The following is an 18,240-nucleotide window of genomic DNA, read 5'->3' on the forward strand; positions in this document are numbered from 1 at the left end:
AAACGGTGTGTACCGATCATGGCCGGCAATTATGCGGACCCGTCGATCATCCGGGTCGGCGAAGATTATTACATGACGCATTCATCCTACAAGCTGACGCCCGGGCTCGTCATCTGGCATTCGCGTGATTTGCTGAATTGGAGCCGGATCGGGGCCGCACTGCCCCATTACGAGGGAGATGTGTGGGCGCCGGATTTCGTCGCGCATAACGGGAGGTATTACATCTATTATCCGGCAGGGCGGACGAATTGGGTCGTTACGGCAGCCAGTCCGGCGGGACCGTGGAGCAAGCCGATCAATCTGGGGATCAAGGGAATTGATCCGGGGCATACGGCAGGACCGGACGGAAAGCGTTATTTGCATATGTCGGGCGGTGATTTTGTAGAGCTTACGGCAGACGGGCTCGCGGTCGCGGGCGAAGTGAGGCATGTGTATAACGGCTGGCGGTATCCGGAGGATTGGGTCGTAGAGGCATACAGCCTGGAAGGGCCGAAGATGACCGTTCGCGACGGATATTATTATCTGACGGTAGCTGTCGGGGGGACGGCAGGACCGCCTACAAGCCATATGGCCGTATCGTCAAGATCCCGAACGCCATGGGGGCCGTGGGAGCATTCGCCTTATAACCCGGTCGTTCATACGGAATCCAAGGAGGAGCCATGGTGGTCCAAGGGACATGCCTCGCTGATCGACAGTCCTGACGGCCAGTGGTGGATGGTCTACCATGCATATGCGGGCGGATTCCATTCTCTCGGTCGGCAGACGTTGCTCGAACCGATCGAATGGACCTCGGACGGGTGGTTTCATGCTGCGGAAGGCCATGAGAGGCTTGACCGGCATGTTGGGTCGCACGACGAAGAAGAAATCGATGCGGTAAATCAAAGCGTTTCATTCAGGGATACCTTTGCCGGATCTGAACTGGGCCTTCATTGGCAGTGCGAAGGCGTGGAGCCTTCCACCCGGTTCCGTCCGGGGAATCATGAGTTGGCAGCCGAAGCAGCACCCGAGGAAGCCAAAGCTTCTCCGCTGCTCTACATGGCGGGCCATAAGCGTTATTCAGCAGAGGTCGAGATTATCGTGGAGGGTCCGGCGGAGGGCCGACTGCTGCTCTATTACAACGATGCGGCATATCTCGGCATGGGAGTCAACGAGCGCGGAGTCCGGCATTTCCGGTCATTCAAGGGATATGGTACGATGCCGAACCATACTCGCAGGGCATTTCTGCGGTTGGTTAACGATGCGCATATCGTTTCGTTCTATTACAGCTTCGAGGGGACGCAGTGGATCCGGTACGACAAGGTCGCGGATGTTTCAGGGTTCCATCATAACACGTTTGGCGGATTTCAGAGTCTCCGCGTCGGATTGGATGCCATCGGTAAAGGCAGGGTGATTTTCCGGAATTTTTCATATAACGTCATAAGCAGCTGAAAGAAGGGGTAGAAATGGCACAGGAATTAGAGGATATTCTGGCAGGCGGCGACAGGCTGTTCGAAGGCTTCTTCGAATGGCTCGAGGGGCAATACGACGCGGCTTCCGGCGGTTTCTATTATGCCCGCAGTTCACGGGATTCCGGGGCGTTCGTTCCGGACATCGAGTCGACCGCGCAGGCATTGGGCATTATCGAGCGATGCGGGCTTCTGCAAAGACTGTCCGATGGCATCAAGGCGGGGCTTGTTCGGTTTTTTCAGTCCAAACAAGACCCCGCGACGGGTTACTTTTACGATGCCGATCCCAACATGAGAACAGACGATGTGATGGTGGGACGAGCGCTTGGGTACAGCGTGGGAGCACTCCGCAAGTTGGGTGCAGCCCCCTTGCACCCGCTGCCGGGCCATCGGCATATGGCTCCGGCATACTGCCGCTCTCCCGAGGAATACGCGGAGTGGCTGCGCTCGATCAGTCTGGTGAACAGCTGGCGCGGCTGCGATCGTCTGTGTAATTCGGCCCCTTATTTATCCCAAATGCCGCAGGAAGAGAGGGAGCCGTTTTTGCGTGAGGCGCTGTCGTATTTTGCGAGCATACAAGATCCGGCGACGGGGCTGTGGGGCGAAGGCACGCCTTATGTCCGAATATCGGGAACCTTCAAGCTGCTGACGTTCTATAATCGGTTTCAAGCTCCCTTGCCGCGGATATCGGAAATATACCATTCGTTGATGCGTGCGCTGCAAAGCGAGAAGGCCGTTGATATGTGTTATATCCGGAACCCGATCAGTCTCCTCACATCGATGAAGCTGCGCATCCCGGAGCAGGATGTTCGGATCATCACTGAAATCACCTTGCAGAATATGGCGCGTCTCAAACGCGCGGACGGCGGATTTTCACGGGAAATCGATCATTCCCCACCGGCGCCGAATGTGGCCCAGGTAAAGCCGGGAGAGTATTATCCCGACATGCCGGAGGCGGTTCCGCTGGGCAATGGAGAGATAGAGGGGGATATGAATGCGGGAACCCAGGCGATTCTGATCCGCTATTCGCTGCGGGAGCTGGGCGGGCTGCAGGAGCGAAAGCTGGATGCCGCCGATTCCGCATTCTCCAATCTTCGGGCAGCTGCAGATATATAGTTGCGGGTTTGAAGGCAAGGACCTTCTCATTAAGAAAGATCCATCTTCGTGCGGACATTTCGATTTTTTTGGTGATGGCCATAGGAAAATCCATGCCCTTCGCCGAAGAAGTAAAAGCTCGTTTACGGAAGAATCGATGGTGCGAAAATAAGGCGCTTGGCACAGGAGAGGAGAAAGAGGATGGCGGAGATCGGGGTTTGGGAGCAGGCGGAGCCCGGTGTGACGAGGAAGGTATTTAAACCTGGGGCCGGTCTGATGATGATGGAGGTTCACTTTGAAGCAGGAGCGGAAGGGGCACTCCACAGTCATCCCCATGAGCAGATGAGTTATTGCCTGAAGGGAGCCATTGAATTCTATATCAACGGCGAGACGACCCTTGTACGTCAGGGAGACACCATCGTCATTCCCGGCGGAGCGGAGCATGGCGTGAAAGCACTCGAGCCATCCGTTCTTTTGGATGCGTTTACACCGTTGAGGCTTGATTTGCTTGGACCCGAAGAGAGTTGCAGCTGAAAGAAATCGATTCAAAGGACAACGACAACATATGAAGTCGGAAAGGAATGGATAGAATGAAGCTTTGGGAACAGGATACACCAGGATATGCGTCGGTGGAAGAGTCGTTCACGCCTTATATGACACCTTATCTTCTACAAAAAGAAACACCACACGGAGCCGTGCTCGTTCTGCCGGGCGGCGGATATGGACGGCGGGCAGATCATGAGGGCGATCCGGTTGCCCTGTGGCTGAATTCGATCGGCTTATCGGCATTCGTCGTTCATTATCGGGTTGCCCCGTACCGGCATCCTTATCCGCTGTATGATGCCCAGAGGGCGATTCGGCTCGTAAGGCATCATGCCAAGGAATGGAACATCGATCCGGAACGCATCGGAATTCTCGGATTCTCTGCCGGCGGACATCTCGCGGCCAGTGCAAGCACCTATTTCGATGAAGGAAATCCGGAGGCCGAAGATCACGTTGAGAGGCAGGGCTGCCGTCCGAACGCATCCATTCTCTGTTACCCGGTCATTTCATTTAAGGACTACTACCATGAGGGCTCCATGATCAATTTGTTGGGGGAGAATCCGGCGGAAGACTTAAGGAATGCAATGTCGCTCGAATGGGCAGTAAAACCGGATACCCCGCCTTCCTTTCTGTGGCATACCGCGGATGACGGCGCGGTCCCGGTCGAGAACAGCCTGATGTATGCCGGATCGCTGAGCAAGCAGCAAATTCCGTTCGAACTGCATGTTTTCCCGGAAGGCCGGCATGGCCTTGGCCTTGCGGAAGAAGATGCCAGTGTTTCGCAATGGACGCGCCTGTGCGAGGGTTGGCTGCAGAAGATTGGGTTCCTGTCGCAAGCCGTCGTGCAAGGAAGGTAGAACAAATCATATAACTTGAGAACGCTTGAACGCTCGATAAAAAAACAAGCTCATCTGAAGAATCCTTCAGATGAGCTTGTTCGTATAGCCTGAAGATCAGGACCGGCCTCGAATCTCCTGGCGGAGGAACAGGACGTAGGAGATGGCAAAGCAGATTAGCGTGGCTGCGGCCAGCCCGATAATTTGCGGCCAGACGAGCAGCAGGCTTTGGCCGAACGGCAGCGGACTGGCAATGGCTCCATACACCTGCTCCTGCGTGAGCGGACCGAGATTGCGGATGGATGGCATCAGCAGGGTGGTCGTCGCTTCATTGAACAGGGTATACGGCGACAGCCGGCCTAGCCACAGCATCAGATTCTGATAGCTCATGACATCTTGGACCGTCGCCGAGGCAGTACTGGGAGCCAGTCCCCGCGACAGCAGCTGCAGGATCATGTCAAAGAAAAAGCTGAAGAACAGCCAGACGGCGATGCTCGACAAGGCGGAGGTGGCCGGCTGTCGGAACCTTACGGAGAACGTAATGGACAGATTCAGCCAGAAGCCGACGTAACAGATCGTCACGACCAGAAAACTGATGATCCGTAAAAATTCCTCAAAGGTAGGCGGAATGCCGATAATCAGGGTGCCCAGTGCCATGGTCAACAGCCCGAGCGTGATAAACATGATGCTGATGACGATCAGGGAAGCCGCGAATTTCGCATTGAGCAGATCGTCGCGATGAATCGGCTGGGCCATGATTCGGCTGAGCGTGCCTTTGTTCCGTTCACTGTTGATGGCATCAAAACCCATGCCGATTCCGAGCAACGGACCCAGGAAACCGACAAACCCGATGAAGGTCGGAAGGGTGCCGTCCGAGATGGTGAACAGCTTCAGAATGACAAAATCATGGACCCCGTTCTCCGATCCGAGGGCTTCCCGTATGCTGTTCATGGCGGTATACAGCGAGGCTACGCAGGTTAAGGCAATGATGCCTAGCAGCAGGATGAAGCGCCAGCTGCGGATATGGTCCGCTATTTCTTTGCGGACAAGCACGCCGAATGCCGAGGGCATGGAGGGTTGGGCGGATTTTTCGGCTGCCGTTTCTCCGGGGGCCCGGGCGGGCTTGGCAGATCCCTTTTTCCTGTTTTCGAATAAGGCTTGCAGCCGGCGGCCCATGCCGGTCAGCTTAGCCGGTATGCTTGGCGTCGTTCGTTCTGCCATGCTCCTCACCTCCTGCAAAATAACGGTGGTAGATTTCGTCCAGGCCGTGCTGCTGGCGATTCAGCGAGAACAGCCGAACGCCTGCATTTACGACCGTTCGGGCAATCTCCGGGCTGCAATCCCTATCGGCCCGAATCAGAACCTTAATTGGCAGGTCTCTGGTCAGCGTGTCGTTTGATTCAGCCGGACCGCTCTCGGCAGGCGGAACTTCGATCTGGTGAACCCCTGGGATGCTGCCGATGGCATCCCGCAGTTCGGGCACAAGCTCATCCAGCTCCGCCGTGATCATAATGGGATCGTCCGCAAACAGAGTTCGGGACAGACTCCCGACATCGCCTTCGGCGAGGAGCCGTCCCCGCACGAACAAGCCGACGCGGTCGCAAATCTGCTGAACCTGGTGGAGCTGATGGGACGATAACAGCACGGTCAATCCTTGCTCGCGGCTGAGCTTCCGTATCAACCGCAGCAGCTCTTCCATACCCGTCGGATCGATGCCCAGGGTCGGTTCGTCAAGAATGATGATTTCCGGGGATTTCATTAAGACGTCGGCAAGTCCGAGCCGCTGCCGCATCCCGCGGGAATAAGCCCCCGTCTTCTTGTGGGCAGCATGCGTGAGCCCTACCTGCTCCAGCAGCTCCAATGCCCTTTCGCGGGCTTGGTTATCCGGAATTCGATTCAACCGCGCGGTTAACATCAGGTTTTCCATGCCGGTACGGTCCTCGTAAAAGCCGACGTCATCCGGAAGGTACCCAACCCGCCGCTTCACCGGAATCGGCTCTCTTGTCGGATTGATGCCAAGCACGCTTATCGATCCCGAATCCGGTTCGCTCAGCCCCAATAGCATCAGGATCGTGGTGGATTTGCCCGCACCGTTCGGACCGAGCAGGCCGAAGATCTCACCCCGCCTAATTTGAAGGGATAAACGGTCCACCGCTCTCGTGTCGTGGTAACTCTTCGTCAGTTCCTGAATGTCAATGACCGTATCCATCAGGGTCATCTCCTTCCGTATTTGCGAATGAGGACATAAATGCCTCCCAGAATGGCTAATATGACAAGCACGCCGATCCAGCCCCATAGCATGGAACCTTTGACGGCTACGCGGAATTGGGCGTCGGAGCTTGCTTCGGCCGCAGCGGCTTTCAGGCTTGTGACATAATCGCCGGCGATGGCTTTGTCGCTTGAAGTCAGCTTGGCTTCTACCGTTGTGGATTTGCCTGCAGGCAGATTCTCGATCGTTTTCGGATTAAAGCTGACCTCCCAGTCCACCGGCGTATCGGCGCTGAGATTAATGTCCGAGAGTGGTGCGGTGCCCGTATTCTTCACCAGCAGCTCAATGGTTTTGCTTCCGCCTGCATTGACATTCGTGCTGAGCAAGCCGCTTGGCGTTGTAAGCTCCAGTCCGTAAGACCCTGTAATGACGGCTTCCAGCGCAAGCTCGGAGGACGTCGATGAATTGGAGGCGCGGATCGGTATGGAAAAGGAGCCTTCCGTCACCTCCGCAGGCGGCTTGACATCGACGGTAATGGATTGGCTTGCGCCTGCCTCGATTTCGACGGAGGATACCTGCTTGCCGCCTGACGTGAACGTAACGTCCCAACCCGCCTGGGCATCGGCGCTCAGGGCATAGTTTTGCTTATTGGCCGTTCGGTTTTGCAGATTCACCGTGTAGGTGAACGTGGAATCGGCGTGGCCCTCCAGATTGGCCTGATCGGTTGTGAGCTCGGTTTGATAGGTCCCTTTTTCCGTGATATCCACGGTTAACTGCAGACTGGCCATCGAACCCGCGGATAATTGAAACCGGTAGGAGCCTTTATCTACCTTAAGCGGCACGGTTACCTCCAGGGTCACCGATTCGGATTCGCCGGGCTTCACCGATACCTCCTTCAGCTGCCAGCCTCCACCGTTTAGCTTGGTGCTCCAGCCGCTCGGGAGGCTGTTGATTTGCAGCGGAACCGTAATGACGCTATTCGTATTGTTTTTGACCTCTAGCGGGTAATTGATGACTTCTCCAGGCGGAACGGAAATCGACGTATATGGCGTGTATAACGTGATTTCTCCGGCCGCTAACGCGGTGTTCCCCCCGCCGTACAAGCAAGCACCCAGGATGAACAAGAGCATCAGGCTCAGTTGCTTGGCTCGTTGTTTACATGATTTCATGACACTACCCCTCCTAAATTTTTTTGTCACAAAGAGTACGTTGGAACGGCCGGGATTGGATTTATCGGAAAGATTAAAATTACCTAAAAAATTCATTAAAGGAACCTGAAAAGCGTCCCGGTTTATTCAAAAGCCAAGGACGGTTTGCTAAAATATTGAATCGAAAACGGCCGTATGCAGGCGAGCCATCCTTCATTTTTGGAGAGGAGATCAGGTTAGGGGGGAGTTGTGGGAATGAACGATCATTCCGCGTTATGGTTGGAGGAGATTGCCGAGGGCTCCGCCGCAGCATTCAGACGCTTCTATGATGCCTATGCCCGTCTGGTGTACCGGTTGGCTTTACAGATGACGAAGGACCCGGCCGAGGCGGAGGATGTATGCCAGGATATCTTCATGGAGGTGCTGCATAAGGCGGATCAGTACGATCCCGCCCGCGGAAGCGTCGAGGCTTGGCTGGCGGTGAGAACAAGGTGCAGGGCGATGGATCGCCTGCGCAAGCGGCAGCGCATCGCTGCGGCCGAATGGAACGGGGAGGCGCTGCCGGAGACGGTATGGAGCGAAGAGCAGGAGTCGGTTGAGCTGGCAGCCTTGCGACGGGTGGAGCTGGAGCAGGTAAAGGAGGCGCTGCAAGGCATTCCGCCCCTTCAGCGGATGGCGGTTTACGGAAGCTACGTCGAGCAGCGGTCCCACCGGGAAATGGCGGAATTGTTAAACCGGCCGGTCGGCACCGTCAAATCCTTAATCCGGTACGGGATCCTCAATGTCAGGCGGCGGCTCGATGCGATGAACGGGAAGGAAGGGGGAAGCGCGCAGCATGAAACTTTCAAAGCATAACCTTGAACATCTTGTTCAAGGTGACATCGGCTGCACGGCCTATCCCGAGGAGAAGCTTGTCGATTACGTGATGAAGCGTTTGCCGTACGCGGAGAGCAGGAATCTGGAGCTCCATCTCAAGGCATGCGAGGCGTGCTCCGGCACGGCGGCGGAATGGGCCGACCTTATGGGAGCAGAAGATCTCGCAATGCCATTCCATGAATCCGATGTCTTCGGGCAGGAGCTGTTTCGAAGCCGTGATATGGACGGCGAACAGCTCGGATCGACTCAGCCGGCAGGTACGGAGCCGGCCATACGGGGGGCCGTGCAGGATCAGGCTCTGAAGGATGGACCCGTGCCTCCCGATCGGCTGCGCCACAGGCTCATGCGAGCGGCTTATATCCGGTCCTTCCGAAGCAAGCTCCGAATCAGGAAGCATGCTGCCATGCAGGCGATATCCGGAGCGCTGCTCATCCTGTTGATAGCCGGTTTATTCACCTTGAAAGGGAACGACGTCCAGACCCAGGCGGCCTTCGAACATACCGTGAGCCAGCGGATTGCCGATATGCAGAGCGAAGATACCGAGCGGTACGTCATACAGCCCGTAGAGCCGTTTTACGGCAGCGGCTCGGTATGGCTCAAACGCGGTTCGGGAGAAATGCTGATCGTTGTGAACGGCCTGCATTCCTTGCAGGAAAAAGACTATCAGGTATGGCTGCAGGATGAGGAGCGGATGTCGAGCGCCGGCTTTATGCTGGTTCAGGGTCCGCAGGGAAAGAGTTATTATTACGGATTCGGCGCGGAGAACGCGAAGCGGATCGTGGTCAGCATGGAACCCAAAGGGGGGAGCCAGAGTCCGACCGGGCCCGAAGCCGTCCTGGTGAATATGGGGCCTTGATGCCCTGAGGTCGAGGTGCAGGGAAATGAGATGATCCAAGGAAGCACCTGGTCTACAATAGTGACTTTATCGAAGGGGGTGAGTTTTCGGATGTGGCGTGCAGATGCTTTTCTGGAATCCATGTATAACGAGGCTGTGAAAAAAACGAAAGACAGTCAGGCTGCCATGAGCGCCGAAGAGCGCAATCGGTATTTGAAGCATGCGCTTCGGCGATTGATCGGCGAGTTCGAAACCAACGAAAACCACAAGCCTGTCCTGCTCGAACGGGAATCATGCGACGGTTATATTCGCGAAAGGGTAGAATTATCAGCCGTACCGGGCGTATCCTTTGCGGCATATATCCTAATCCCGGAAGAGCAGGGGAAGCCGATGCCCGCAGCCGTCGCCGTTCATGGCCATGGATATGGAAGCCGGGAGATCGTAGGGCTGAGACAGGACGGATCCAGTGATCCGGATCCACCGGGTATTCATCGGCATTTCGCGGTTCAGTTGGTACAGCGGGGCATGGTGGTGATCGCTCCGGATGTGGCCGGTTTCGGAGAACGTCGCCTAGCCGCGGATCTTGCACGAAACGCGGAAGCCGCGAATTCCTGCCACCGGCTGTCCACCCAGCTGCTGATGCATGGCAAGACGCTCGCCGGTCTCCGCGTGGCCGAGACGCTAAGGGCATTGGACTATCTGGCTGAACGTCCCGAAGTCCAGCCGGACAGAATCGGCATCATGGGTTTTTCGGGAGGCGGCCTGATTTCGTTCCTGTGCGCGGCGCTGGATGAACGGATACGGGCTGCGGTGCTTGCAGGTTATCCCAACACCTTCAAGGACAGCATTATGGCGGTGCAGCACTGTATATGCAATTACATTCCGGGTATGCTGAATCATGCCGAGCTGCCGGAATGGATAGGCCTGATCGCTCCCAGACCCTTGTATCTGGAGTCGGGAGCCGATGATCGGATATTTCCGGCTGCGGGTTTTAACTCGGCGGTTGAACAGCTCAGGGAGGCCTATCGGCGCGCCGGCGCGGAGGAGAAGCTTCAAGCCGACCTGTTCCCAGGAGCACATGAAATTAGCGGCCGGTATTCGTATGATTGGCTGTTCGAACGGTTAAGCAGACCGGAGAATTGAGGATTTTCCCTGCTGGCCGCTGATCAGCACAGAAATAGAGCTCGATCTTGCATTTATTGAGGTCTGAACTTGGAAGAGTGGCGCATGCGCAGGAAATAAAAGCCGAAAAAGATGACTCCCGTGTGATCGGGAGTCATCTTTTTTACATGTCATCAGGGGGGTTAAGCGCTTCCGGTTTACTCCAAGTCATCCTGCCAATCCTGGATCAGAAAGTCGGCATCCGTATTCAACACCGCCTTGGTTTGGTCGCTGACATGGCGTCCCATAGCCTCTTTATTCAGGTGCTTGGCAAAATTCTGCATATGTTTCGCGGCCTGATCCCGTCTTCCCTTATCCAGATGATGCTGGGCTTGATTAAGGGCATTGCTCAGCTGGGGAATGAGTGGACCGCGTACATCGCCTGAATCCGCGAATCGCTCGACTAATTGTTTCATGGAATTCACGCTGGTAATGACCCGGAACCGGAGGTTTTTCTGAAGCTTGTTTCCTGAGCGGTCCTCGGTCGTAATCGTGGCGGTTTTATCGCCCAAGTTGCCGGCCAAATCAATGTCGATAGGATCCATGGTCATCGGATCGAGGGTGTATGCCTTTCCGTCGATGGTGATTTCGGCAAAACGAATGGAAGAGTCCAGGATTTTAAAACGGAGGGGCGTATAATCCTCCACGGAATCGCCGTCTTGCAAGCTCTTGCCATTCACAGTCAGAGAGAAGGCAGGCGAGTCGGTTACCTCGAGGGTGATCCCCTGCGAAACATTGCCGGATAGATCCTTGGACCGGATGAAAAGCGAATAATCCTTGCCCGCTTCGATTCCTTGTATTACTGCTGTTTGAATTCCGCGATTGACCTCGATGACGTCTCCGACCTGCTGCCCATCGCTCAGCAGCGTAATTTGCACTTTTTGAGCATCGATATCGTAAGGACCGTCCCAATACAGCGTCATACTGCCCTCTCCGCGCTTCACCTGCACGTTCTCTACTTCGCCCGGAGCAACGTCGTCTTCTTCGGGTATGGTAGGAGGGGCAGGCTCCGTGAATACGGCCGGATCGCCAAAGGTGAATTTATCGAAGTTGTATAACCAGTCCCCACCTTTAAAAGACATGAATACAATGTGTTTTCCCGTTACGGGAGTCGTTACGTCCGCCGAGAAAACCTTGAAATTTTGCCAGCCCCCGGTTCCAGAGACGGTTCCGGCAGCAATAACCGGCCCGTTAAGGCTATCCAGTCGGACTTCAATTGTCCCGCCGCTAGTGTCGCTGGCCGCATTGACATGGAACTGGGTTGGGCTTTCGCTGCCGAAATCGATGTAATTGTACATGGCATAAGGATTATTCGGTCCGAACATGCCGGCCAGGTAGGTTTCCCCTCCCCCGGTTTCGTTGCCGAAGCCTACTCCGTTCGTATAGTTTTCGGCCTCCAGCTTGCCGTAAGCATCCCTGGCTTTTCCTTTCATGGTTGTAAAGGTGAACCACTCCAGATTAAGGGGATAGTCACTGCCGTTCGCTCCCTTGAAAACCAGGTAAACATCGTGCACCCCTACGGCCAGGGTGTCATCGATATTCGCCATAATATCGACCCAACGATCCCAGCTTCCAAGCGCCGGAATTGGGATTACGCCTGCGGTAGGTCCATCCAGGCCGTCCAACCTGACTTCGATCGTGCCGCCCTGATTGCCGCTCGCCACATGGACGGTCACGCCTGCCGCGCCCGATCCAAAGTCGATTCCTTCATAAGCCGCATAAGCATTGTGATGGATACCGTCTAAGTACCCAAGCTCGGCATGTTTGCTGAGACCTTCGCTGCTGTCGTAATTTCCCGCTTTAAGCTTGGCATAGGCATCGGTTTCGGTCGGATCGGTCGTCGTGAATTTAATCCAGTTCAAATTGAACAAATAATCGTCATTCGTTTTGGTGAAGACAAGATACACATCATGGACGCCGGTAATGGAGCTTGGCGATCCCTGGTCGTCCTTAAGTAGGGTGACGGCATCGATATAATTATTCCAGCCGCCCGTTCCCTCTACGTTTAAGGTCCCGACCTTGGGGCCGTCTTTGGAGTCGAGCCGGATTTCGATATGGCCTCCGCCCGTTCCGCTGGACGCCCTGGCGATGAAGCCGATCGCCCCTTCTGATCCGAAATCCACATTTTTATATGCGGCATAAGATCCGTGCTGAATTCCGCCCAGTTGGAGCGAGCCTTCAAACGCACCCTCGAGCACGAATCCGGAACCGATATTATAGCGTTCCGCCTCGATTTTATCGAAGGGATTCTTAACGCCATAATGAAGGTCGGCTTCCATCGGCTTGATGACGTTCAGAGCTTGAACGGCAGCAGCCGAGGACCAGGACTCATAGGTTCCGGACAGCAGCTGTCCTGCCCAGTTTCCATCCACGATCTGATTCGGATTGCGGTGGCTCCAGGCCATTTCGGTATTGAAGGCAAGCCATTCGTCGAAATCAGCGCTGAACTCCGGGTGCTGCCCGGTCTCATCCAGTGTTTTTTGAAGGTGGGCCAAATTGCGCATCAGGATCGTTTTGCCGCCCTTCAGATCCCCGTTGGGACCTTCATAGTTCAACACGCCGTTTGCATCCACCAGACGGCTCTTGGTAAACTTCGCGGCTTTGACCGCGTCGTCGAGATAAACCGCATTCCCGGTCGCTTTATACAATCCGACGGCCGCTCCGATGTATGTACCCTGGTTGTAGTGAGTGGCGTCCGGAACCGCGCCGCGTTCGAGCTCGATCCGGTCGAATACTTTTCCGTTTCCGTCCGTCAGCATCGTTTTGCCCCATCTGAATATTTGGGTTGCCGCGTTTAGATAATGCTCATCCTTCGTAATATCGTAAAGATACAATGCCGCTTGAGCGGCCGGGAAATTGATGCACGCGTTCTTGGTGTTATGGTCGCTGTTCAGCCACCAAATGCCGCCGCTCGCGAATTCTTCGTCCCACTGCGTGTCGTACACGAAATCGAAATGATGCCTCGCTGCCTCCAAGTATCTTGGGTTCCCGGTGATTTGATAGGCTCTGGCGCTGCCCATCGCCCACCACATGATATCGTCATTGAACGGATTATTCGTCCAATCTTCGCCATACTTGGCTACGGTGCCGTCATAAACATCGTCGATCTGTGTTCTGAGCTCAGCCTTCAGAGCAGGATCGGAGGTGTGCTGATACGCATCCATGACCAATTCCCAGAGCTCGGCCTCCACCCAGAAGTCCTGATGCTTGTCGCGTTTGGTATCCTTCCAGAACATCTTGGCGTTCGGATCCCAGAATGTTTCGTTATAAGCTTTCATCGCCGTATCCCCATCCGATGCGGTATAGGCATAGGCTTGGGAAGATCCGATCCCCGGCATGGAGCCAAGCAAGAAAGAGAGGGCCAAAGGCACCGCCAAAAACCTGAACCATTTGCCTGATCTTCGTGACATGAATATTCCTCCTTCATTTTCAATTGGAAGCCGATCCGGGCAGATTCGCGATCGGCTTCATGAGCGCTTGATGCTTCCGGTTATTTGCCGGTAGTGATCACGTTATTGATTTTTTCAGCCATCACATCCAGTTCGGTGATCGGGGCTTTGCCCATCAGTATGTTTTTCCATGATGCTTCGATGAACGGGTACGCTTTGCCAGCCCACGTCGACAGGAAACGAACCGGCTGCGTATTCGGGGATTTCAGAATATGATCGAGGCCTTCGCCCACTTCCGGATGGCCCGCCGCTTTCAGCGCATCGTAATAAGCTGCGGAAGATGCCTGATAAGCCGCAGGAGCGACCGGGGTCGATGGGAGAACCTCTTCATACATTTTGGAGTCCAGGTACTTGAGCACTTTCCATACCGCCTCGGGATTTTTGAGCGTTGCCGGGCTGGACCAGCCTACGGCGTCATAAATCTCGGTCTGGCTGTTCACCACCGGCATTGGCGCGTAGCCCCATTCCAATTCCTTGGGAGCCGTGCGGATCAGATCGTCCGCTACCCACTGTCCTTGCAGGGTCATCGGAACTTTGCCTTGTTTGAACGAGCTCATGGCATTCGTTAAATCAAAGGTAGGGGGATTCATGTAGCCGTTTGCAATCGCGGACTTGTACTTTTCGACGCCTTCCCGGAATTGGTCGCTGATTTCCACCTTCGTCGGGTTGATGATGGCGTCGGCGAAGGGAGCACCGCCCGCGGAAACCGAATAGAGTGAGACGTGGAAGGGATCAAGGGGGGCATAATAACCGAATTGCTGCACGCCGCCTTGATTGCTCGAAAGCTTCTCCATCGCCGCAAAGAATTCGTCATAGGTCCAGCCGATTTTCGGTTCCGGAAGGCCTGCCTCCTGGAAGGATTTTTTATTGTAAAAAATGCCGTACGTGTTCAAGAGACCCGGTAAGCCAACGAGCTTGCCATCATAGTACCAGCTGTCCACCACGCCTTCGTAAAAGCCCTCCATGAACGCTTTGTCCTGGGTGGCAAGCTCCGTCCAGTCGTAGAGAAGTCCCTTGCCGGCATTATCGAGCAGCATGTCGTTGCCGGTCATGAAGATGTCCGGCGCTTTCTTGGCCGTGATCATCCCGTTGATCTTGACGCCGTAATTATCCAATGGCGTAGGGATGAGTTTTACTTTGATGTTGGGGTTTTCCTCTTCGAATTTTTTCATGGATGCCATGATTTTTTCGTTCATGGCCGCCGACTCCCAAGTAATCATCGTGACTTCGACGGGTTTGCCGGATCCCGCGTTATCTTGTCCGGACGGCGCGTTCCCGGTGTCTGCCGAACCGGAGCCTCCGCCGCCGTTCCCGCCGCAAGCGGCCAGCAGACTTGAGAAGAACAATAAAGCGATGATAGCGCTGGCCCACCCTTTTGCACCCTGTCTCATTGAAAGACCTCCCCAAAGGTAAATTTAATGATCTGAACATCACCTTGTTTTCGCTTCAGCCAACCCGGTCTGCATCACCTCCCATCCGTGAGGACGACTTACTTCAAGCCTGCGGAATTCATGGAGCCGAGCCCCTGCATAAAAAATTTCTGGCCAAAGAAGAAGAGCAGCAGCATCGGCAGTATATAAATCAGATCCGCGGCCATGAACAAATTCCAGGCTGTCGCATAGGTGCCCGTATAGGTAGCCATTGCCAGAGACAGCGTCCATTTGCTTGGGTCGATAATATAGAGCAGGGGTTCCAGATATTGATTCCATGCGCCTTGGAACGCAAAGATCACCATGGTCATGATCACCGGCATCGACATGGGCACCAATACTTTAAGCAGCACATACAGGTCCGAAGCCCCGTCGATTTTGGCCGCCTCGTCAAACGAAACGGAAATCGTTCTTAAATACTGGACGAACAGGAACGAGAACGTGGCGTTTCCAAAAAAAGCGGGCACGATGATGGGCAGCCACGAATCGTACCATCCGATGCTGGTGTACAGATTAAACATGGGAATCATGCCTACGAATCCGGGAAGCATGAGGCTTCCTATAAATAGCGAGAACCACAGCTTCCGGCCCGGGAACTTCAGCCGTGCGAGCCCGTACCCGACCAGCACCGAGCTGATAATCTGCCCGATCGTGCAGGTGATGGCAATGAACAGGGAGTTCCCGAATGTTTGCCAAAAGTTGATTTCCTTCGTTCCGGTCACGAAATTGGACCAATGAAATTCCCGCGGAAACCATTCGGGCGGAATTTTGAACACGTCATTGTTGCTCTTCAGCGCAATGGTGACCATCCAGAAGAGAGGGAACAGCATTGCTATGGCGCCGATGGCCAAGATCATAAATCGAAAGGCGTCAATCCAATTGAACCTTGCTCTCCGCTTCACGCGAATGTCCGCTGGATTCAGGTTTCCTCTTAGTTCCGGCCGTACTTCCGCTTGCATCGCTTCTTACCCCCTTATTTGTCGCTTTCGTAATAAACGAACCGGTTGGAGTACCGGTAAGAAATAACGGTAAAAATCATGATGATAACGAAGAGAACCCATACCTCCGCGATGGCATAACCAAACATTCTTCCGTTGAAGGCATCGGTATAGATTTTGTAATTCAGCAAGGAAGTGGAGAAATTCGGTCCGCCTCCGGTCAGCACCTGAACCTGGTTAAACGCCTGGAATGCGCCGATGATGCCGAGTATAAGCTGCAGAAACAGGATGGGCGTGATCATCGGAAGCGTAATATTGATCGACATTCGCCATCGGGAGGCGCCGTCGACTTCGGCGGCTTCATACATGTCCTGCGGAACGGACTGCAGCCCGCTCAGAAAGATGATGACGCTGGAACCGACCTGCCATAAACCGATCAACACGATGGATGGAAGCGCTGTCGTTTCGCTCGTCAGCCATGTGCCCGGCGCCAGCCCGAACTCCCTTAGCAGGGAATTCGCCAGCCCGTATTGCGGCTCATATATGAATTGCCACAACGTGAGCGTAGCGATGGAGGGAACGACGACCGGAAGATAAAAGATGGTACGGAACCATTTGATGCCGGTCAGGTTTTTGTTCAGCATCATCGCCAACAACAAACCTAGGACCAGCGATAACGGAACACTCAGGATCACGAAATAAAACGTCGCGCGGATCGATGGCCAGAAAGCCGGATCCTCCGTGAACAGGTATCTAAAGTTCTCGAAGCCGATAAAACGGGGGGTGTCGTATCCGCTCCATTCCGTCAAGGCATAATACATGGACGAAAGCAGGGGATATCCGACAAAAACACTGAAACCGATAATGGACGGCAAAATGAACAGATAGCCGATGACCCAGCCGCGCAGCTTTCTATTGGTTCCCATGATGATCCCGATGACCTCCTAGGCGTTCATTCGCTTTGACCCGAATGTCGTTATAGTCCATGATCAGCTCGCAGAACATCATATTTGCCCAAGAAAACCATGGGCGGGTATAACGGGCAGGGTCGTCGACCAAAAATCCCTCATGCATCATGCCGGTGCCAGCATCGGTATCCGCCATTAACCGAAGCAGCCGAAGCTTCTCCTCTTGATCGGTGGTCGTCAAGCCCTGAATGGCCAGCCCGATCGGCCATATATAACGAGCCGGCGTATGGGGGCTACCGATGCCGGAGGCGGCAGTGCCCTGGTAATAATACGGATTGGCCTGGCTCAGCACGAACCTGCGGGTATTTTGATAGACCGGGTCATCGGCGCTTGCATAACCCAAATAGGGGATGGACAGCAGGCTGGGGACGTTGGCGTCATCCATAAGCAGGTGGTTTCCCATTCCGTCCGTCTCATAGGCGTAAATTCTTCCGTATTCGGGATGGTCGAGCACGCCGTACATCTCGATGCCATGCCGGATTTCATCCGCCAGTTTCGCCGCTTCCGCCTCCATCTCGGGATCTCGCAGGACGTCTCGGCAAATTTCCGCCAGATAACCGAGCACGACGACGGCGAACATATTCGACGGAATCAGGTATCCATAGGAGCAGGCGTCGTCGCTCGGACGGAAGCCGGACCAGGTCATTCCCGTATAAGCCACTTCCGTGCCTTTGCCGCCGCGGGGCAGCGTGTCGCTTGGAGGACAGTTAAAGCGTTCGAAATAATACGGCGATTTCGATTCATGATGCTGTTCGGTTCGCCAAAGGGCCAGAATCGCCTTGGCAGCTGAATGGAATGTGTGATCGAGGTGAGAGGTTCTGCCGGTTTCTTTCCACAACAGGTAAGCAAGTTGGAGGGGGTAACACAATGAATCGACCTCATATTTGCGCTCCCAAAGCCAGGGGTTCATGGCGGTGCGATCGTTCTGATGGCCTTGACCGGAAGGCGAATCGTTAAACGCATTAGCGTAAGGATCCAGCAGGATGAATGCCGACTGCCTCCGTACGAGCCCTTCGATCAGATCGGCCAGTCTGGGGTCTTGGCCTGCCGGAACGAGGAACGGCCGGATTTGCGCCGCCGAATCCCTCAGCCACATGGCCGGAATATCGCCGGTAATGACAAAGGTGGTGCCGTCTGGCTGTCTTCGGATGGTCGATCCCAGCGTGTTGTCCAGCATGCTCCTGAACATATGTCCAAGTTTCGGATCATCCGGGGTGCCTTCGGATATCGCGCGGTGCAAATCGTGCAAAACAGCAAAATAGTCCAACGTAAACATGTTAGCTCTTCTCCCTTCCATAGTTCCGGGT

The 18,240-nt window shown here is 54.8% G+C and carries 15 protein-coding genes; 7 read left to right on the forward strand and 8 right to left on the reverse strand.

All coding sequences use genetic code 11. The features are described from left to right. Nucleotides 1-18: 18 nt before the first annotated feature. The 4 genes from MHH82_RS08755 to MHH82_RS08770 all read left to right on the forward strand — a co-directional run bounded on the left by MHH82_RS08755 (nt 19) and on the right by MHH82_RS08770 (nt 3,940). The gene (locus MHH82_RS08755) at nt 19-1,428 is read left to right on the forward strand and encodes a family 43 glycosylhydrolase (RefSeq protein WP_445661992.1); all 1,410 of its coding nucleotides are present in this window, start codon (nt 19-21) and stop codon (nt 1,426-1,428) included. 14 nt (nt 1,429-1,442) lie between these two features. After that, the gene (locus MHH82_RS08760) at nt 1,443-2,561 is read left to right on the forward strand and encodes a hypothetical protein (protein ID WP_251493545.1); all 1,119 of its coding nucleotides are present in this window, start codon (nt 1,443-1,445) and stop codon (nt 2,559-2,561) included. 180 nt (nt 2,562-2,741) lie between these two features. Next, a complete protein-coding gene (locus MHH82_RS08765) occupies nt 2,742-3,074 on the forward strand; it encodes a cupin domain-containing protein (RefSeq protein WP_036666137.1) in 333 nt (110 codons plus the stop codon). 56 nt (nt 3,075-3,130) lie between these two features. Then, nucleotides 3,131-3,940, forward strand: a complete 810-nt coding sequence (locus MHH82_RS08770; RefSeq protein ID WP_340965243.1) for an alpha/beta hydrolase — start codon at nt 3,131-3,133, stop codon at nt 3,938-3,940. A gap of 96 nt (nt 3,941-4,036) precedes the next feature. Here the strand turns inward: MHH82_RS08770 and MHH82_RS08775 are convergent, their stop codons facing one another. The 3 genes from MHH82_RS08775 to MHH82_RS08785 are packed head-to-tail and all read right to left on the reverse strand — an operon-like array spanning nt 4,037 to nt 7,297. Then, nucleotides 4,037-5,140: an ABC transporter permease gene (locus tag MHH82_RS08775; RefSeq protein ID WP_145035255.1), complete on the reverse strand. Its 1,104-nt coding sequence runs from the start codon at nt 5,138-5,140 to the stop codon at nt 4,037-4,039. After that, entirely contained in the window at nt 5,106-6,128 is a 1,023-nt protein-coding gene (locus MHH82_RS08780) for an ABC transporter ATP-binding protein (protein ID WP_015734133.1), read from the reverse strand. Before MHH82_RS08780 ends, MHH82_RS08775 begins: the two co-directional genes overlap by 35 nt. Before the next feature lie 5 nt (nt 6,129-6,133). Beyond that, the gene (locus tag MHH82_RS08785; protein ID WP_036666131.1) at nt 6,134-7,297 is read right to left on the reverse strand and encodes an NEW3 domain-containing protein; all 1,164 of its coding nucleotides are present in this window, start codon (nt 7,295-7,297) and stop codon (nt 6,134-6,136) included. A gap of 234 nt (nt 7,298-7,531) precedes the next feature. Between MHH82_RS08785 and MHH82_RS08790 the strand changes: the two genes are divergently transcribed. The 3 genes from MHH82_RS08790 to MHH82_RS08800 all read left to right on the forward strand — a co-directional run bounded on the left by MHH82_RS08790 (nt 7,532) and on the right by MHH82_RS08800 (nt 10,130). Further along, nucleotides 7,532-8,131, forward strand: a complete 600-nt coding sequence (locus MHH82_RS08790) for a sigma-70 family RNA polymerase sigma factor (RefSeq protein ID WP_015734135.1) — start codon at nt 7,532-7,534, stop codon at nt 8,129-8,131. Beyond that, complete coding sequence (locus MHH82_RS08795; RefSeq protein WP_340965249.1) at nt 8,112-9,008, forward strand: anti-sigma factor; 897 nt, start codon at nt 8,112-8,114, stop codon at nt 9,006-9,008. The genes MHH82_RS08790 and MHH82_RS08795 overlap by 20 nt, the downstream gene beginning before the upstream one ends. Before the next feature lie 90 nt (nt 9,009-9,098). Beyond that, nucleotides 9,099-10,130, forward strand: coding sequence for a dienelactone hydrolase family protein (locus tag MHH82_RS08800; RefSeq protein WP_036666129.1), 1,032 nt, complete (start codon nt 9,099-9,101; stop codon nt 10,128-10,130). Nucleotides 10,131-10,306: 176 nt separating this feature from the next. On the opposite strand, the gene MHH82_RS08805 is transcribed toward MHH82_RS08800, so the two are convergent. From MHH82_RS08805 to MHH82_RS08825, 5 genes are all read right to left on the reverse strand, one after another. Then, on the reverse strand, nt 10,307-13,558 hold the full coding sequence (locus MHH82_RS08805; protein ID WP_340965252.1) for a carbohydrate-binding protein: 3,252 nt from the start codon (nt 13,556-13,558) through the stop codon (nt 10,307-10,309). 80 nt (nt 13,559-13,638) lie between these two features. Then, nucleotides 13,639-14,988: an ABC transporter substrate-binding protein gene (locus MHH82_RS08810; protein WP_145035258.1), complete on the reverse strand. Its 1,350-nt coding sequence runs from the start codon at nt 14,986-14,988 to the stop codon at nt 13,639-13,641. Between the two features lie 98 nt (nt 14,989-15,086). Then, nucleotides 15,087-15,986 (reverse strand): carbohydrate ABC transporter permease, encoded by a 900-nt coding sequence (locus MHH82_RS08815; protein ID WP_015734140.1) that lies wholly within the window; start codon nt 15,984-15,986, stop codon nt 15,087-15,089. Nucleotides 15,987-16,000: 14 nt separating this feature from the next. After that, nucleotides 16,001-16,891, reverse strand: a complete 891-nt coding sequence (locus MHH82_RS08820) for a carbohydrate ABC transporter permease (protein ID WP_340965256.1) — start codon at nt 16,889-16,891, stop codon at nt 16,001-16,003. Beyond that, nucleotides 16,878-18,209, reverse strand: a complete 1,332-nt coding sequence (locus tag MHH82_RS08825; protein ID WP_340965258.1) for a glycoside hydrolase family 125 protein — start codon at nt 18,207-18,209, stop codon at nt 16,878-16,880. The genes MHH82_RS08820 and MHH82_RS08825 overlap by 14 nt, the downstream gene beginning before the upstream one ends. Nucleotides 18,210-18,240 lie beyond the last annotated feature (31 nt).

This window comes from Bacillus sp. FSL K6-6540 (genome assembly GCF_038007545.1).

Coding starts and splice junctions, on each gene's coding strand:
- MHH82_RS08755 (WP_445661992.1), top strand. CDS start 19: ATGGCCGGCAATTATGCGGACCCGTCGATCATCCGGGTCGGCGAAGAT.
- MHH82_RS08760 (WP_251493545.1), top strand. CDS start 1,443: ATGGCACAGGAATTAGAGGATATTCTGGCAGGCGGCGACAGGCTGTTC.
- MHH82_RS08765 (WP_036666137.1), top strand. CDS start 2,742: ATGGCGGAGATCGGGGTTTGGGAGCAGGCGGAGCCCGGTGTGACGAGG.
- MHH82_RS08770 (WP_340965243.1), top strand. CDS start 3,131: ATGAAGCTTTGGGAACAGGATACACCAGGATATGCGTCGGTGGAAGAG.
- MHH82_RS08775 (WP_145035255.1), bottom strand. CDS start 5,140: ATGGCAGAACGAACGACGCCAAGCATACCGGCTAAGCTGACCGGCATG.
- MHH82_RS08780 (WP_015734133.1), bottom strand. CDS start 6,128: ATGGATACGGTCATTGACATTCAGGAACTGACGAAGAGTTACCACGAC.
- MHH82_RS08785 (WP_036666131.1), bottom strand. CDS start 7,297: ATGAAATCATGTAAACAACGAGCCAAGCAACTGAGCCTGATGCTCTTG.
- MHH82_RS08790 (WP_015734135.1), top strand. CDS start 7,532: ATGAACGATCATTCCGCGTTATGGTTGGAGGAGATTGCCGAGGGCTCC.
- MHH82_RS08795 (WP_340965249.1), top strand. CDS start 8,112: ATGAAACTTTCAAAGCATAACCTTGAACATCTTGTTCAAGGTGACATC.
- MHH82_RS08800 (WP_036666129.1), top strand. CDS start 9,099: ATGTGGCGTGCAGATGCTTTTCTGGAATCCATGTATAACGAGGCTGTG.
- MHH82_RS08805 (WP_340965252.1), bottom strand. CDS start 13,558: ATGTCACGAAGATCAGGCAAATGGTTCAGGTTTTTGGCGGTGCCTTTG.
- MHH82_RS08810 (WP_145035258.1), bottom strand. CDS start 14,988: ATGAGACAGGGTGCAAAAGGGTGGGCCAGCGCTATCATCGCTTTATTG.
- MHH82_RS08815 (WP_015734140.1), bottom strand. CDS start 15,986: ATGCAAGCGGAAGTACGGCCGGAACTAAGAGGAAACCTGAATCCAGCG.
- MHH82_RS08820 (WP_340965256.1), bottom strand. CDS start 16,891: ATGGGAACCAATAGAAAGCTGCGCGGCTGGGTCATCGGCTATCTGTTC.
- MHH82_RS08825 (WP_340965258.1), bottom strand. CDS start 18,209: ATGTTTACGTTGGACTATTTTGCTGTTTTGCACGATTTGCACCGCGCG.